The 14,952-nt window shown below is 72.1% G+C and carries 13 protein-coding genes and 1 pseudogene; 11 read left to right on the forward strand and 3 right to left on the reverse strand.

Features of this window, described 5'->3' with window-relative positions; all coding sequences use genetic code 11:
- The 3 genes and pseudogenes from ABZ078_RS29000 to ABZ078_RS29010 all read left to right on the forward strand — a co-directional run.
- Nucleotides 1-539 (forward strand): annotated as a pseudogene (locus ABZ078_RS29000) (hypothetical protein); the annotation flags it as partial.
- The gene (locus ABZ078_RS29005; RefSeq protein ID WP_356580015.1) at nucleotides 536-1,459 is read left to right on the forward strand and encodes a hypothetical protein; all 924 of its coding nucleotides are present in this window, start codon (nucleotides 536-538) and stop codon (nucleotides 1,457-1,459) included. The pseudogene ABZ078_RS29000 and the gene ABZ078_RS29005, both read left to right, overlap by 4 nt.
- Complete coding sequence (locus tag ABZ078_RS29010) at nucleotides 1,456-2,607, forward strand: serine hydrolase domain-containing protein (RefSeq protein ID WP_356580017.1); 1,152 nt, start codon at nucleotides 1,456-1,458, stop codon at nucleotides 2,605-2,607. The genes ABZ078_RS29005 and ABZ078_RS29010 overlap by 4 nt, the downstream gene beginning before the upstream one ends.
- An 88-nt stretch (nucleotides 2,608-2,695) precedes the next feature.
- Here the strand turns inward: ABZ078_RS29010 and ABZ078_RS29015 are convergent, their stop codons facing one another.
- A complete protein-coding gene (locus ABZ078_RS29015) occupies nucleotides 2,696-4,072 on the reverse strand; it encodes an alpha-lytic protease prodomain-containing protein (protein WP_356580019.1) in 1,377 nt (458 codons plus the stop codon).
- Between the two features lie 312 nt (nucleotides 4,073-4,384).
- On the opposite strand from ABZ078_RS29015, the gene ABZ078_RS29020 reads away from it, so the two are divergent.
- The 7 genes from ABZ078_RS29020 (at nucleotide 4,385) to ABZ078_RS29050 (ending at nucleotide 11,059) form a co-directional block, all read left to right on the forward strand.
- Entirely contained in the window at nucleotides 4,385-4,831 is a 447-nt protein-coding gene (locus ABZ078_RS29020) for a Fur family transcriptional regulator (protein ID WP_356580021.1), read from the forward strand.
- Nucleotides 4,832-4,855: 24 nt separating this feature from the next.
- A complete protein-coding gene (gene katG / locus ABZ078_RS29025; RefSeq protein ID WP_356580023.1) occupies nucleotides 4,856-7,078 on the forward strand; it encodes a catalase/peroxidase HPI in 2,223 nt (740 codons plus the stop codon).
- 220 nt (nucleotides 7,079-7,298) lie between these two features.
- Complete coding sequence (locus tag ABZ078_RS29030) at nucleotides 7,299-8,405, forward strand: FAD-dependent oxidoreductase (protein WP_356580025.1); 1,107 nt, start codon at nucleotides 7,299-7,301, stop codon at nucleotides 8,403-8,405.
- Nucleotides 8,406-8,625: 220 nt separating this feature from the next.
- Complete coding sequence (locus ABZ078_RS29035) at nucleotides 8,626-9,339, forward strand: hypothetical protein (protein WP_356580027.1); 714 nt, start codon at nucleotides 8,626-8,628, stop codon at nucleotides 9,337-9,339.
- Nucleotides 9,336-9,623: a BON domain-containing protein gene (locus tag ABZ078_RS29040; protein WP_356580028.1), complete on the forward strand. Its 288-nt coding sequence runs from the start codon at nucleotides 9,336-9,338 to the stop codon at nucleotides 9,621-9,623. Before ABZ078_RS29035 ends, ABZ078_RS29040 begins: the two co-directional genes overlap by 4 nt.
- Entirely contained in the window at nucleotides 9,620-10,387 is a 768-nt protein-coding gene (locus tag ABZ078_RS29045; RefSeq protein WP_356580030.1) for a metallophosphoesterase, read from the forward strand. Before ABZ078_RS29040 ends, ABZ078_RS29045 begins: the two co-directional genes overlap by 4 nt.
- 144 nt (nucleotides 10,388-10,531) lie before the next feature.
- The gene (locus tag ABZ078_RS29050) at nucleotides 10,532-11,059 is read left to right on the forward strand and encodes a hypothetical protein (protein WP_356580136.1); all 528 of its coding nucleotides are present in this window, start codon (nucleotides 10,532-10,534) and stop codon (nucleotides 11,057-11,059) included.
- 334 nt (nucleotides 11,060-11,393) lie between these two features.
- Here the strand turns inward: ABZ078_RS29050 and ABZ078_RS29055 are convergent, their stop codons facing one another.
- Together ABZ078_RS29055 and ABZ078_RS29060 are read right to left on the reverse strand one after the other, a co-directional pair.
- Entirely contained in the window at nucleotides 11,394-12,755 is a 1,362-nt protein-coding gene (locus ABZ078_RS29055; protein WP_356580032.1) for an MFS transporter, read from the reverse strand.
- A 276-nt stretch (nucleotides 12,756-13,031) separates the two neighbouring features.
- On the reverse strand, nucleotides 13,032-13,598 hold the full coding sequence (locus ABZ078_RS29060) for a hemerythrin domain-containing protein (RefSeq protein ID WP_356580034.1): 567 nt from the start codon (nucleotides 13,596-13,598) through the stop codon (nucleotides 13,032-13,034).
- A 359-nt stretch (nucleotides 13,599-13,957) separates the two neighbouring features.
- Here ABZ078_RS29060 and ABZ078_RS29065 point away from each other — a divergent pair, with 359 nt between their 5' ends.
- Nucleotides 13,958-14,950: an NAD-dependent epimerase/dehydratase family protein gene (locus ABZ078_RS29065; protein ID WP_356580036.1), complete on the forward strand. Its 993-nt coding sequence runs from the start codon at nucleotides 13,958-13,960 to the stop codon at nucleotides 14,948-14,950.
- Nucleotides 14,951-14,952 lie beyond the last annotated feature (2 nt).

Below are 14,952 nucleotides of genomic sequence, written 5' to 3' on the forward strand. Positions count from 1 at the left end.
CCACCTGCTGCTATGTCGAAGTGGACATGGAAGAGGGCAACGCGCTTTTCGTGCGGGCCGGTCACCTCGCCCCGCTGCTGCGCCAGCCCGACGGCTCGGGGTACGCGCTCACCCATGTCGTCTTCCATCTCACCGACTGGGGCCGCCTCCCCGCGGGCGTCCCCGCGGACCTGGCCACCTACCTGGCGCACTGGCTGCCGCCCTGGATCGACACCTGCCTGGACGCCGGGATGTGGGACCTGACCTGCGAGCTGCTGGTCGTGGCCGCGAGCCTCCCGAACCCGCCCGAGCCCGCGACCCTCCAGGACGCCTGGACCCGCGTCGCGCGGGCGCAGCTCGACTCCGGCGCGCTGCCGGAGCAGCGCCTCGGGGGCGACGCCGGACCGGACCCGGAGCCGGACTTCCGCCACTGCTACCACTCCACGCTGATGGCCGCCTTCGCGGCGGCACAGACCGTCAAATGCCTCACCGACGCGGGCGGTGCGGTACCCGCGGGCGGCATGCAGAACCGGTACGGGGGACAAGGAGTGCCAGGATGACCGACACCCGTCTGATGCACACCGTCGGCGTGCGTGCCCTGGAGTGGTTGTGGGCCCACCGCGACGGTTTCCGCCTGGAACCCGAGGCCGATCCGGAAGTGGGCTTCCTGGAGCGCTTCAAGCCGGTCGGCGAACTCGCCCTGATCTGCCGGGTGTTGTTCCGGGAGGGCGTGGCCGGATCGCGGCAGGCGGAGCTGGCACGCCGGCTCCTGGACCACACGTGGCGGGAGACGTTGGACGGCGGTCGCATGCTGGTGCGCGGCCAGCGGATCGAACCGCTCTCGCCCATCCCGTTCGAGGTGTACCTCCCCTACAAGGAACTGGGCTACAGCGAGCCCGAGGTGGAACGCGCCACCGTCCTCTACCACCGGCTCGACAGCTGGGACGCCCTCGAACTGGATCCGACCCGACGCCTCGGACTGGCCGCGTTCCAGCGCCGCTTCGGCCTCACGCCCCGCACGCCCGAGGCCGGCCTGGTCGGCTCCACCTGGCTGGCCCGCACGCCCGAACCCTGGACGGTCAGCGGGCACATCGCCTACGACGTCACCCACACGGTGTTCCACCTCACCGACTGGGGAGAGCACCCCGAGGGCCTGCCGCCGGACATCGCCGAATACCTCGCCACGTGGCTGCCGGTGTGGATCGACGACTGGCTGGACCTCAAGCGCTGGGACCTGCTCGGCGAACTCCTCGTCGTCGACGCCTGTCTGCCCCGCCCCACCCTGGACGAACCGGCCTGGGAGGGCTTCGCCGCCGCGCAGCGGCCCGACGGCGCCATGCCCGCCGTCCGGGACATGCCCGAGGGCGAACCGGACGAGGTGTTCGACATCGTCTACCACCCGACGCTGGTCGCCGCCTTCGCCTCCGTGCTGGCCACGTCCCGCGCCCTGACCGAACTCACCCACGCCACCACCTCATGACCGACCGGGCCACGCCCTGGCCCGGGGCCGATGACGCCGTGCACCCGTGGGGTGTGGGGGTGGTGGGACTGCGAGGCGGTGCCGACGCCGGGGAACTGCCGAGCGCCGTCCCGAGCCGTGATCGTGTCGGTGGCGCTCTTGGGGACGACTACGCGCTGCTGGAGCGGCTGGAGCGTGCCGTCGACGCCGTGGAGGCGCCCGATGTCGTCTTCGCCGTCTCCCGGTCCGGTCGCCGCACCCTGTACTGCGGCGGCACCGCCCCACCCCCGCCGGTCGCCCGGCAGGAACTGCGCTACGAGATCGGTTCGGCCTCGAAGACGTTCACCGGGCTGCTGCTGGCTCACCTCATCCAGCGGGGCGTTCTGACCGGGGGCGAACCGGCCGCCGCCTGCCTGGACCCGGTCCGGCGGACCGACGCGGACCCGGTGACGCTCGCCCACCTCATCACGCACACCGCCGGGCTGCCCGCCCTGCCCGCCGACTTCTACCTGCGGGCGCTGCCCGCCTGGCGCACCAATCCCTACGGCCGCTACCCGGCCGAGCGGGTGACCGACGCCTTCCTGCGCCACCGCCCACGGCACCGGCCCGGCACCCGGTGGCAGTACTCCAACTTCGGCGTCGCCGTGCTCGGCCACGCCGTCGCCGCCGCGACCGGCACGGCGTGGGAGGAGCTGCTCGGCGCCCACGTGCTGCGTCCGCTCGGGCTGAGCGGCACCGCTCTTGAGGCGCGGGACGCGAAGGCCGACGCCGTCGGACACGGTAAGGACGGTCGCACGACCACCCTCGCCTTCGACGCGGGCGGCTTCCAGGCGGCGGGCGCCCTCCGCGCCACCCCGCACGACCTGCTGACGTTCCTCGAAGCCCACCTCGACCCGGCCGGCACCCCGCTGGCCGACGCGCTGCGTGCGGTACGCACGCCCGTGCTCCGGCGCGGTCCGGGACGCCGGCACGTCCACACGGTCGCGTGGTTCCGGCACTCCACGGACGGCGGTCCTCTGTACTTCCACGGTGGGGCGACCCTCGGCCAGCAGGCATTCCTCGGCTTCAGGCCCGACACCGGCACGGCCCTGGTCGCGCTGTGCACCCGCCGCTTCCGCGCCCGGGACCGCTTCGTCGCCACGGCGTACGGGCTCCTCGCGCAGGAGTAGACAGGAGTAGAGGGGAGTAGAGGGGAAGGAAGGGAACGGGAGCGGACGGTGCGGGGCGGGGCCCCGCACCGGAAGGGTCGTACGACTCCTACATCCGCTGCCACAGCGCCGGAGTGGCGACCGGCGACCACGCGCCCTGGGCCTGGTGGGACTGGAGGCACTGGTAGCGCACGCCCGCGTGGGTGACGGTGGCGCCGGCCTCGTAGACACGGCCCGCGGCCCAGGTGTCCGCCGTCCCGTTGTCCTGCGGAGCGGAGGCGCCGGACTGGGCGGACGCGGTCTTCAGGACGAGGTCGAACTCGCTGAGGATCGGGTTGATCGGCTGGTAGAAGGTGGTCCCGCCGTTCGTGCAGTTACCGGAGCCGCCGGAGGTCACGCCCTGTGCCTGGGAGCCGGAGACGTAGGGGCCGCCGGAGTCGCCCGGCTCGGCGCACACGGTGGTCTGGGTGACGCCGTCGACGGTGCCCTCGGAGTAGCTGACGCTCGTGTCGTGCTGCTGGATGGTGCCGCAGTGCCATCCGGTGGTGGATCCGGAGCGGCAGATCGACGCGCCGACGAGCGCCTGGACCGAGCCGGTGACCTGCGTCTGCTGACCGCCCTCTCCGCGCACGTCGGGTGTGGCGGTCCAGTCGCTGTTCACGGCGACCCAGGACATGTCCTTGCCGGGGAACGTGGACTCCTCGAACGTGCCCTGCGCGGCCCTGTTGGAGCCGGTGGTCGAGTCACCCTCGTCGCCGCAGTGGCCCGCCGAGGCGAAGCCCTGCTGCTCGTCCTTGGTGACGGAGAACCCGATGGAGCAGCGGGCGGTGTTCTCGATGTAGTAGGCGTCGCCGCCGACGAGGTCCGCGAACAGCCGGGGCCGCGCCGCCGACACGCGGACGCCCACGCCCTTGCCCTCGACATCGGCGGCCTTGATGAAGGCGGTGGCGGCCGACCGCTTGGTCGCCTGGACGACGACCCGGTTGGCCGGTACGTCGACGTACCAGACCGGTGTGTCACGCGTCTTGAGGCGTCCGGCTGCCGAGTCCAGCTTCTTCTTGACGGCCCGCAGCTCGGTCAACGGCCGCTTGACGACGGCGGCCTTCGCGCCCTGCGCCTCGATGGCGGCCACGTCGGCGGCGTGCGTGGTGGCGACGGTGAGCTCGGCGGAGGTCGCCCCTCGCACCCAGGCGCCCGCGAAGTGCGTGCCCAGGGCGTTGCGCAGGCGGCCCGCACGGGCGCCGGCCTCCGCCTCGTTGACCAACCGCTCGGCCGCCTGACCCGGCTTCAGCTTGAGGTCCCGTTCCAGGGCGCGCAGCACCGCCGCGGGCGGCCGGTCGGCACCGAGGGTCTGGGCGGCGGTGGACGCGGGCACCGGCGCGGGCGGCGGCTCGGCCGCGGCGACCGGGGTGACGCCGGTGAGCACGAGGGCGCCGAGCGCGGTGAGGGCGGCGCGGCGCCGAGCTGCGGTATGTCTGCCGAGCATGCGGTGTACCTCCATCGGGTGGGAGTGGGATGTCGATCAGCTCAAGCCCTTGACGGAAAGCGACGCGCCGATGCCCGAAGTGACGTTTTTTCGCGCTTTGGGGGGCGTTGGGGGGTGCCATGTGCGCCAGCGGACGGAATGGAGGCCCCCGGCTCCCCCGGCTCTCCCTCCCCCCCGGCTCTCCCTCCCCCCGGCTCTCCCTCCCCCCCGGCTCTCCCTCCCCCCGGCCCCGACCCCGGTCAGGGCGGCGCCCCCAAAGTTTCATCGTTCGTTTTCTTGAATCATTCGTGTTTAGGGAGGTAGGTTGTCGCCATGACCTCCCAGACTCCGACCCCCGCCGAGGAGCTGCGCGGTGCCGGGCTGCGGGTGACCGCCGCGCGGGTCGCGCTGCTGGATGCCGTCCGCGCCGGTGACCACCTCGGTGTCGAGGCCATCGCCTCCGGGGTGCGTGATCGCGTAGGACATGTCTCTTTGCAAGCCGTGTACGAGGGCCTCCACGCACTCACCGCGGCAGGACTCATCCGCCGTATCGAACCGGCCGGCAGTCCGGCCCGGTACGAGGGGCGTGTCGGCGACAACCACCACCACGTCGTGTGCCGGTCGTGTGGTGTCGTCGCCGACGTCGACTGCGAGGTCGGCGAAGCGCCCTGCCTGACCGCGTCCGACGACCACGGCTTCGCCATCGACGAGGCCGAGGTCATCTACTGGGGCCTGTGCCCCGACTGTTCCACCGCCGACAGTGCACCCCGAGCACTGTGATTCACCTAGTTCGGAAGGTTTCCCATGGCTGAGAACCCCGATGCGATCGTCACTGACGCGAAGACTGAGGGCGCCGGTGGCTGCCCCGTCGCGCACGGTCGCGCCGCCCACCCGACCCAGGGCGGCGGTAACCGTCAGTGGTGGCCGGACCGGCTCAACCTGAAGATCCTCGCCAAGAACCCCGAGGTGGCCAACCCCCTCGGTGAGGAGTTCGACTACGCCGAGGCGTTCAAGGCCCTCGACCTCGCGGCCGTCAAACGGGACATCGCCGAGGTGCTCACCGACTCGCAGGACTGGTGGCCGGCCGACTTCGGCAACTACGGCCCGCTGATGATCCGTATGGCCTGGCACAGCGCGGGCACCTACCGCATCAGCGACGGCCGCGGCGGCGCCGGCGCCGGTCAGCAGCGCTTCGCCCCGCTCAACAGCTGGCCGGACAACGGCAACCTCGACAAGGCCCGCCGTCTGCTGTGGCCGGTCAAGAAGAAGTACGGCCAGTCCATCTCCTGGGCCGACCTCATGATCCTCACCGGCAACGTCGCCCTGGAGCAGATGGGCTTCAAGACCTTCGGGTTCGCCGGCGGCCGCGAGGACGTCTGGGAGGCCGAGGAGGACGTCTACTGGGGCCCCGAGACCACCTGGCTCGACGACCAGCGCTACACCGGCGACCGTGAGCTGGAGAACCCGCTCGGCGCGGTCCAGATGGGCCTGATCTACGTCAACCCGGAGGGCCCGAACGGCAACCCGGACCCGATCGCCGCGGCCCGCGACATCCGTGAGACGTTCCGCCGCATGGCGATGAACGACGAGGAGACCGTCGCCCTGATCGCCGGCGGCCACACCTTCGGCAAGACCCACGGCGCCGGCCCCGCCGACCACGTGGGCGCCGACCCCGAGGCCGCCTCCATGGAGGAGCAGGGCCTGGGCTGGAAGAGCACCTACGGCACCGGCAAGGGCGGGGACGCGATCACGTCCGGCCTGGAGGTCACCTGGACCACCACGCCGACCCAGTGGAGCAACGGGTTCTTCAAGAACCTCTTCGAGTACGAGTACGAGCTGGAGCAGAGCCCGGCCGGCGCCCACCAGTGGGTGGCCAAGGACGCTGCGGAGATCGTCCCGGACGCGCACGACTCCTCGAAGAAGCACCGTCCGAAGATGCTCACCACCGACCTGTCGCTGCGCTTCGACCCGATCTACGAGCCGATCTCCCGCCGGTTCTACGAGAACCCGGAGGAATTCGCGGACGCCTTCGCCCGCGCCTGGTACAAGCTGACCCACCGCGACATGGGCCCGAAGTCCCTGTACCTCGGCCCGGAGGTCCCGCAGGAGACGCTGCTGTGGCAGGACCCGCTGCCCGAGGCCGAGGGTGAGGCCATCGACGCCGAGGACGTCGCGGCCCTCAAGGCCAAGCTCCTCGACTCCGGTCTGACCGTCTCGCAGCTGGTCTCCACCGCCTGGGCGTCGGCCTCGACGTTCCGCGGCAGCGACAAGCGCGGCGGTGCCAACGGCGCCCGCATCCGCCTGGAGCCGCAGCGCAACTGGGAGGTCAACGACCCGGACCAGCTCGCGCTGGTGCTGCGCACCCTGGAGAACATCCAGCAGGAGTTCAACGCGAACTCCGGCGCCAAGAAGGTGTCCCTGGCCGACCTGATCGTGCTCGGCGGCTCCGCGGCCGTGGAGAAGGCCGCCAAGGACGCCGGCTTCGACGTCGAGGTGCCGTTCGCCCCGGGCCGGGTCGACGCCACCGAGGAGCACACGGACGCGGAGTCCTTCGCCGCGCTGGAGCCGACCGCCGACGGGTTCCGCAACTACCTCGGCAAGGGCAACCGCCTGCCGGCCGAGTACCTGCTGCTCGACCGCGCCAACCTGCTCACCCTGAGCGCTCCCGAGATGACGGTCCTCGTCGGTGGCCTGCGCGTCCTGGGCGCCAACCACCAGCAGTCGCAGCTCGGTGCCCTCACCGACACCCCGGGCGCGCTGACGAACGACTTCTTCGTCAACCTGCTCGACCTGGGCACGACCTGGAAGTCGACGTCCTCGGACCAGACCACGTTCGAGGGCCGTGACGCCGCCACGGGCGAGCTGAAGTGGGCCGGCAGCCGTGCCGACCTCGTGTTCGGCTCCAACTCCGAGCTGCGCGCGCTCGCGGAGGTCTACGCGAGCGACGACGCCAAGGAGAAGTTCGTGACCGACTTCGTCGCGGCGTGGGTCAAGGTCATGAACCTGGACCGGTTCGACCTCGTCTGATCCCTCCCGCACATGACGTCCAGGCCGGCCCGCGGGGTCGGCCTGGACGTCGTCGTGTCCACGCTCACCTCGCAGGCCACACCCTTCACAGAACACACACCGCGCCCCATCAGCTCTTTAATTTTCAATCGCTAGCCTCGCCGCGGGGGAGTGGCCCGGGGGTGCCTCACCCGCCGCGCCACTCGCTCCTCCCATCCCCCACCAGCACAGGAGACTCGGCGTGCTCGACGGCGACGTAGTGGTGATCGGCGGCGGCTATGCGGGCGTCCGTCTGGCGAAGCGACTGGACGCGACGGCGCGGGTCACGCTGGTGGACCGCAAGGAGGTCTTCTTCCACCGCATCGCCGCCCTGCGCGCCGGCGTGCGTCCGGACTGGTCGAGCACGCCCTTCATCCCGTACGACCGGCTGCTGCGCAACGGCCGCGTGGCCGTGGGCAAGGCGGTCCGCATCGACACCACCGAGCGCCAGGTCGTGCTGGCGACGGGGGAGCGGCTCCCGTACGACGTGCTGGTGATCGCCACCGGCGCCGACTACCCCGAACCGGCCCGCTTCGCGGGCACCACCGTGGAGGAGGCGGCGAAGTCCTTCGCCGAGCACCAGCGGCACATCGGCGGGGCCGAGCACATCCTGGTCGTGGGCGGCGGTCCCTCCGGCGTCGAGCTCGGCGCCGAGATCCGCCTGGCCCGGCCGGACGCCCGGGTCACGCTCGCGCACTCCGGGCCGGAACTGCTGCACTCCACGGGCAGCACCCGGGCCGGCCGCAAGGCGCGGGAGTGGCTGGAGTCGCACGATGTGGAGGTGTGGCTCGACGCCTTCATGTCCCCGGGCAACGACTTCGGCACCTATCGCGACAGCCGCGGACACCTCATCGAGGCCGACCTCTCCTTCTGGGCGACCGGCACCACCCCCAACACCCTGTGGCTGCGGCTGGCCGGGCACGGGGACTGGCTCAACGGGACGGGCCACGTGAAGGTCGACCAAGCGCTGCGCGTCCAGGGGTGGCTGGACGTGTTCGCGGTCGGCGACGTGAACGACGCCACCGAACTCAAGATCACCCCGGCCGCGCTCGCCCAGGCCGACCTCGCCGCCCACAACATCCGCGCCTACCTGAACAGCGCCGGCAAGCACCGCAAGGAGCCCCGCTTCTACCGGCCGATGCACCGCACCCCGCTCATCGTCCCGTTCGGCCCGGCCGACGGGGTGACCCTGCTGCCCGTGCCCGGCGGCGAGACCGCGGTCCTGGGCGGCCGCACCACCACGCTGGCCAAGGCCAAGACCCTCATGACCCCCTACATGAGGCGCCAGCTCGGCTACACCGCGGCCTGAGCGCCCGCTGAAGGAGCGGCCACCGGAACGGCACGGGAACGGCACCGCGGCGGCACTGAAGCGGCACTGAAGCGGCACGGAAGCGGCACGGCCTGAAGGTCGCCGAGTGCCGTATCGAACCGGGCGTGCCGGGTACTCGTACCCTCCACCGAGCCCCGGCCCCGGACCCGTCCCCGGCAGCGGGCTCGCACAGGACTGGCGGGCTTCGAACGGAGTCGTCATGACGCAGAACCGGGAGAGCGCGACGCCCGCGCGGCGCCCCGGGTTTCCGGAGCTGCGCCCGGTCGAGGAGAGCCTGGCGCAGTCGCCGCGGGAACCACGCTCACCGACCAACGAGGAACCGCGCCGTGACCGCGGCCAGGCGTTCCTCGACCGCAGCCAGGCGATCCTGGAGGCGACCAAGCAGATCGGCGCGCTGCTGAAACACAAGGGGCACAGTTTCGCCCTGGCCGGCAGCGTGGCCGTCTACGCCCACGGCGGGAGCGGCCACCTCCAGCACGACGCAGACTTCTGCATCCTCCGCTCCGACGCCGAGGCGGTGGCGGACACGCTGGCCGAGGCCGGCCTCACGGTCCGTACGCCCCCGGAGGACTGGCTGCTGAAGACCACCTGCTTCGGCCAGGAGGTCGACCTGCTCTTCGAGCTGGCGCACCGCCCGGTCAGCACGGAGCTGCTGGCCCGCGCGCAGGAGCTCCCGGTCGACTCGGTGCGCATGCCCGTGCTGGCGCCGACCGACCTCATGCGGGGTCTCATCGAGCCCTTCTCGGAGCACTACTGCGACTTCGGGCCGGTGCTCGCCGCCGCCCGAGCCCTGCGCGAGAAGGTCGACTGGGAGGCCGTACGCGCTTCCTGCGGCGACGAACCGATGCCCGCCGCGTTCTTCTTCCTGCTCGAACGCCTGAACGTCATCGCCCCACGGGAGGAGTCCCGATGAGCGGATACGGCGCCCCGCCCGCTCCCGACGCCGGCGCGACACAGAGCCTCGACTACCGCGTGGCCCATCTCGCCGACCACCTGGCCGCCGGGGACCTCGGCGAGCTGGGTGTGCGGATCGAGATCCGCGGTGAGGCGGTGCTGCTCACCGGCACCGTGCCGTCCGCGCAGTGCCGTGACGACGTCCTGCGCATGGCCCTCGACGAGCTGTCGGGAACCCCCGTCCACAGCGACATCGTGGTCGCGGACTCCTCCGCGCCCGACCACGCCGAGGAGGTCGGATGATCCGCATAGCGGCCGTCGGGGACATCCACATGGGACCCGACAGCAAGGGCCGGCTCCGCCCCTCCTTCGAGACGCTGCCCGAGTGCGCCGACGTCCTGCTGCTCGCCGGTGACCTCACCCGCCACGGCACTCCGGAGGAAGCCCGGGTGGTGGCGCACGAGATCGAGGGGCTCGCGGTCCCGGTCGTCGCGGTCCTGGGCAACCACGATCACCACGCCGAGTGCGCCGAGGAGATCACCGCGGTGCTGGAGGACGCGGGCGCGCGGGTCCTGGAAGGGCAGGCGACCGTGGTGGGCAACGGAGGCGCGCGCATCGGCGTGGCCGGCACGAAGGGGTTCGGCGGCGGATTCGTCGGGCGCTGCGCCGGCGAGTTCGGTGAGCCGATCATGAAGGAGTTCGTCAGGTACTCGCGCCGACGCGCCGACACGCTGCGGGACTCCCTGCAGGAGCTCGCGGGACAGGACTGCGACGTACGCATCGCCCTCACCCACTTCTCTCCGGTGCCGGACACGCTGGCCGGCGAACCACCCGAGATCTATCCGTTCCTCGGCAGCTACCTGCTGGCCGAGGCGATCGACACGTCAGGGGCGGACCTGGCGGTGCACGGGCACGCGCACCTGGGCACCGAGCACGGCATGACGAGCGGGGGCGTGAAGGTGCGCAACGTCGCTCAGCCGGTGATCGGCCGGGCGTTTCACGTCTACCACCTCGCGCGTCCCGAGCGGGCGACGGCCGCCGCCCCGGGGGGCCGGGCGGAGGTCTGACGGCGCCGGCCGGTGTGGGCGAGGCCACGTCGCTCATCGGCGTCCAGGCATGTCCAGCGGCCGGGACGCCGGGCTACCGTTTGAGGGATTCCCGTTGATCTGATGGATTCCCCGTCCATCGCCCGTACCTCGGACGGCCCGGCAGTGCTCGCAGATCTCTCCCCGCTCATCGCGGCGACCACCCAATGGCTGACACGTTCCTACCCCGCGTGCGGCGGTGCGCTGGCCGCTGCCCTGGGTGAGGTGCAGGCCCGGCAGGCCGTCACGGTCGCGGCGTGGCTGCGCTACCCGACGCCGACGGACGCCGCCCTCGTGGGGATGGCGGGCCCCGGCGGCTCGGGGGCTCTGGACTGGATCACCGGCGTCGACGCGACCGCGCACGACGAGACGGACGACTTCGCCTGGCGCACCTGGGTCGACGAGGTCGTGGCGAGCTGGGCGGCCTGCCTGCTCACCGACGACGACCTGGCCCGGCTGGCGGTCGCCGCGATTGCCGACGGCGGCCACGCGACCGGCGTGCCGTTCGAGTTCCGGCGCCTGGTGTCCCCCGACAACCGCGACCGCGAGGCAGCGGCCCTGCTGCGCCACCCCGACCTCGTCGCGCCCGTGGCCGCCCTCCACCGCGCCGCCCTGTACGCCCGCCTCGACCCGGGCCGGGCCCTCGTCGCCTGACGGGTCTGGGGTCCCGGGGTGGCCGGTGGGTGTGTGAGGGCGGCCCCACCCGCTGAGTCCGGAGCTGACCGGGCCGTGCACCGCAACGGGCTGAACCCCTATCCTCCCTGGGCCGCCGAGCCGCCGAGCCGCCGAGCCGCCGAGCCGCCGAGCCGCCGAGCCCCAGTGCCGGCGACGAACCCAGAACCCACGCGTCCGGCAGACCCGGCAGCCCCGGCAGCCCCGGCAGCCCCGCAGGCCGGGGCGCCACACGCGCCGCCCGGCATGTCTTGTGCAGCCAGGGCGTGCCGCTCGGCCCGGCGCCGCCTCCCCGCGCCGCCTCCCCGCGCCCCCGTCAGGCAGCCGTCCCCAGGGCCACTCGGCCCACGTCCCCGTCCTTCGTCGGCAGGGGCACGGGTGCCGGCGTCCGGCGGGCGCGCAGGGCGAGGCCCGCCGCGATGGTGCCCGCGATGATCAGGCCGCCCGTCACCAGGGCGCCACGGGCCCCGGCCAGTTCCATGAGGAGGCCGAGCGCCGGAGGGCCGCCCAGACCCCAGGCGGTGCCGATGCTGCTCCACACGCCGAGCACACGTCCCCGCAGATGAGCCGGCGGGTCGGTCTGGAGTACGGCGGTCCCGGCGGTGTCGGAGACCGACTCCACGACGGCCATGGGCAGGACCAGCACCAGCAGCACCGCCAGTGACGGGGACAGCCCCGCCGCCACCTGGAGCAGACCGCCCGCGGCCGCCAGGGTGCCCACCAGCCGGACGGAGGGCTTACGCAGCCGGGCTCCGAGCACCGCGCCCACGATGCCGCCGACGGCGAGCACCGTGGAGACCGTGCCGAAGGAGCCCGCGCCGCCCGCGAGCGGCCCGGTGACGAGGACGGCCAGGGTGAGGCCGTAGTTGCGGCCGAAGACCGAACTGACCCCGGTGACCGCGGCGAGGGCGACCAGACGGGGCCGGCGCACGAAGAAGACCAGGCCCTGGCGGACGGTCATGTCGGGCTCCGGCCCGCCGCTCCCGGGCCGGGGAACGGCGCGCACCCGGGCGGCGTGGCGCACCGCGCCGGGCGCCGGGCGCAGGAAGGGGATCACCGAGGCCACGAAGAGGAACGACAGTCCGTTCGCGGCGTACGCGGAGGCGGTGCCGAGGAAGCCGACCGTCACCCCGGCCAGGGCGGTGCCCACGAGCCGGCCCGCGTTGTGGACGAGTGCGCCGACGCCGATGGCGGAGGGGACGTCCTCCACCGGGACGAGATCGTTGCCCAGCAGGGCGCACGCCGGCCCGTCGACGGTGGCGATCATGCCGGTCACGGCGGCCAGCACCATCAGGAACGTCATGTCGAGCCGGTCCAGCGCCACCAGCATGGCCGTGGTGAAGGCGACCGCGCCGAGCAGCGCCTGGCTGACGGAGGCCGTCAGTTTGAGGGGCCAGCGGTCCACGGCCGTACCGCCCAGCAGGCTCATGAACAGGGCGGGGGCGGCCTGGACGGACATCGAAAGGCCCGTGGCCGCGGCGGAGCCGGTGATCTCGAGGACGAGCAGGTTCTGCACCGTGAGCTGCATCCACGTACCGGCATTGGACAGAAAGTTGGCGACGGACCACCAGCGCATGCTGCGGTACCGCAGCGACCGCCAGGGCGAGCGGGGCGCGCCCTTGGACGGGACGGAGGCGCTGTTCGGCGCAGGGGAGGGCAGGGCGGGGGTGGAAGACACAGTGCGGTACCCGGAACCAGGAGAGTCGGAGGAGGACCGGGGAACCGGCATCACCGGCTGCGCTGCGCGGAGGTTCCACCGAGTCGGTCACGGCGCGGACCATCGTGACAGACGGGACCCCCGAGACGCCGCCGCCTGCCCTGTCGCGCCGTCGTCCCAGGGGTCAACTGCCCGGGAGAATCCCGTATTTGGTGATCGAGTGTGGTTGCTCACAGCCCCCTGCGTCCGCACCGCAGGGCCTTCACCCGGAGGGGTCAGTCCTTCGTCAGTCCTTCGTCAGTCCTTCTTCTTGCCGCGGCCGCTCAGCGCGTCGCGCATGCGGTCCACCAGACCGGCTCCGGGGGCCAGGAGCTTGTTGGCCGGAGGCTTGTCCGGCGCGGACGGGTGCGGGCGGGTCGGGGCCATCTTCTTCGCCATCCGTACCTTGTCGCCCAGTTCGTCCAGCGCCTTGGGGGGACACGCCGCGCGCAGCCTGGGGAAGAGGTTCTGCTCCTCGTCGGCGATGTGCGAGCGGACCTCGCTCATCAGCATCCCGGCCAGGCGGTCGAACTCCGGATCTCCGACGTCGCACCCCTCCAGGTCCTTCATGATCTGCTCGGCCTTGGAGTGGTCGTCGATCTCCTTGTCGGCGATGGCGTCCCCGCCCGCCACGTGTTCCCGTACGGCGGGGTAGAGGTACTCCTCCTCGGCGACCGAGTGCCTCACCAGCTCCATCGTGGCCTGGTCGGCGTAGACCTTGCGGTCCTTGTCACCGGACGGAAGCGCCTCGATACGGCCGAAGATCTCCTCGACCTCGCGGTGATCGGTCACCAGCTCGTCGATGACGTTCCCACCATGACCCATGTCCTTCACCTCCAGCCTCAGCGGCGGCCCGGGCGGGCCCGCCGCCGGCTCCGAGTGCCCGCGGTCGGCGGGCTCACACGGAAGTCGCGGGTCTCTCTGGACAGACGCATAGTGGGAATCAACGTGTGAAACCAACTGACTCGGGAACCCCGTGGTCAGCGCGTCGCCGGGAAGAGGCGGCGCCCGGGGCGGCACCGCCGCCCAGCGCCATTCGCGACCTGTTCTTTCACTCTCACAACGGCTGGGGGAAGGCTCGCCGAAGCTTTCCGCAGCTCTCCGAAACCCTCGTGTACCGCGCCGATCGGTGTGTCGGGGGCGCCTTTTCCCGGCGCCTCCCGTGCGCGGACGAAGGAAGTTCCATGAGCGAATTCTCGACATGTACATGGCGACGTGCCCTGGTGGCCGGTGGCGCCGGCTTCCTCGGCAGTCACCTGTGCGAGCGCCTGCTGAATTCAGAGGTCGAAGTCGACTGCGCCGACAACCTGTGCTCCGGTTCACGCGAGAACATCGCGCACCTGGAGGGCCGCCGCGGATTCAGGTTCATCGAGTGCGACGTCTCGGCACCGGATGCCCCGCAGCGGCTGCCGGGGCCGTACGACCTGGTCCTGCACTTCGCGTGTCCCGCCTCGCCCGCCGACTACCTGCGCCTGCCGCTGGAGACGCTCGACGTCGGCAGCCTGGGCACCCGCACCATGCTGGCCGTCGCGGAGCGTGACGGAGCCCGTTTCCTGCTCGCCTCGACGTCCGAGGTGTACGGCGATCCGTTGCAGCATCCGCAACGGGAGGACTACTGGGGCAATGTCAACCCGGTGGGACCGCGCAGCGTCTACGACGAGTCCAAACGGTTCTCGGAGGCGCTGGTCACCGCACATGTGCGCGTGAAGGACGCGAACGCGGGCATCGTGCGCCTGTTCAACACCTACGGGCCGCGCATGCGCGCGCACGACGGCCGCGCGGTCCCCACCTTCGTCAGCCAGGCACTGGCCGGTGAACCACTGACGGTGGCCGGGGACGGCCGCCAGACGCGGTCGCTGTGCTACGTGGACGACACCGTCGACGGGATCCTGCTCGTGGCGGCGAGCCACTCGGTCCGCCCCGTCAACATCGGCGGCAGCGACGAGGTCACGGTGCGTGAGATCGCGCAGCGCGTGGTCGAGCTGACGGGCTCCTCCTCCCGGATCGTGTACGTCGACCGCCCCACCGACGACCCGCAGCGACGCCGCCCGGACACCGGCCTGGCGCGCGAGCTGCTGGGCTGGACGCCCCGCGTGCCCTGGGAGGAGGGCATCAAGCAGACCATCGCCCACTTCGCCACGGAATCTCCGGCGCGCGAGCCCGGCCCGCAGGACTGAAC

Origin of the sequence: Streptomyces sp. NPDC006385 (genome assembly GCF_040612485.1) — a bacterium.
Classification (GTDB): Bacteria; Actinomycetota; Actinomycetes; order Streptomycetales; family Streptomycetaceae; genus Streptomyces.

Bases quoted from the DNA above. Each gene is read 5' to 3' on its own strand.
- ABZ078_RS29065 (WP_356580036.1), top strand. From the start codon at position 13,958: ATGAGCGAATTCTCGACATGTACATGGCGACGTGCCCTGGTGGCCGGT.
- ABZ078_RS29005 (WP_356580015.1), top strand. From the start codon at position 536: ATGACCGACACCCGTCTGATGCACACCGTCGGCGTGCGTGCCCTGGAG.
- ABZ078_RS29045 (WP_356580030.1), top strand. From the start codon at position 9,620: ATGATCCGCATAGCGGCCGTCGGGGACATCCACATGGGACCCGACAGC.
- ABZ078_RS29060 (WP_356580034.1), bottom strand. From the start codon at position 13,598: ATGGGTCATGGTGGGAACGTCATCGACGAGCTGGTGACCGATCACCGC.
- ABZ078_RS29010 (WP_356580017.1), top strand. From the start codon at position 1,456: ATGACCGACCGGGCCACGCCCTGGCCCGGGGCCGATGACGCCGTGCAC.
- ABZ078_RS29035 (WP_356580027.1), top strand. From the start codon at position 8,626: ATGACGCAGAACCGGGAGAGCGCGACGCCCGCGCGGCGCCCCGGGTTT.
- ABZ078_RS29020 (WP_356580021.1), top strand. From the start codon at position 4,385: ATGACCTCCCAGACTCCGACCCCCGCCGAGGAGCTGCGCGGTGCCGGG.
- katG (WP_356580023.1), top strand. From the start codon at position 4,856: ATGGCTGAGAACCCCGATGCGATCGTCACTGACGCGAAGACTGAGGGC.
- ABZ078_RS29015 (WP_356580019.1), bottom strand. From the start codon at position 4,072: ATGCTCGGCAGACATACCGCAGCTCGGCGCCGCGCCGCCCTCACCGCG.
- ABZ078_RS29040 (WP_356580028.1), top strand. From the start codon at position 9,336: ATGAGCGGATACGGCGCCCCGCCCGCTCCCGACGCCGGCGCGACACAG.